Below are 360 nucleotides of genomic sequence, written 5' to 3' on the forward strand. Positions count from 1 at the left end.
AAAATGAAAAAAATATGTTTATTTAATGATTAATTATTTTTTACAAAAAAATTATTCACAAATCACTCATCCACCATGATTTTAAACACATGCAGGCACGAATGGTTTCTTCTGCAAGACTGCATCGTTTGTGTGTTATAAGATCTGTACTACCTGAAAATACTCTTTCAACTGGTACACTTGTAGCTAAAGAGTAAAGATACATATAAATTGATAAATGTTTTTAAAAAATAAAGATTAATAAATAATAAAAAAGTATATTTACCAGGGATGGCCAAAAAATCATGTGCCATTTTTGCTAAATGTGGATATTGTAATTCATTAATCTAAGAATTAAGAAAGAAATAAAATTTGTTAATA

At 25.0% G+C, this 360-nt stretch carries 1 protein-coding gene; it reads right to left on the minus strand.

From position 1 onward, the window contains the following. Positions 1-55: 55 nt before the first annotated feature. Complete coding sequence (locus DMG62_22310; protein PYY20722.1) at positions 56-205, minus strand: hypothetical protein; 150 nt, start codon at positions 203-205, stop codon at positions 56-58. Positions 206-360 lie beyond the last annotated feature (155 nt).

The organism is Acidobacteriota bacterium (genome assembly GCA_003225175.1).
In the GTDB taxonomy this organism is placed as follows: domain Bacteria; phylum Acidobacteriota; class Terriglobia; order Terriglobales; family Acidobacteriaceae; genus Gp1-AA112.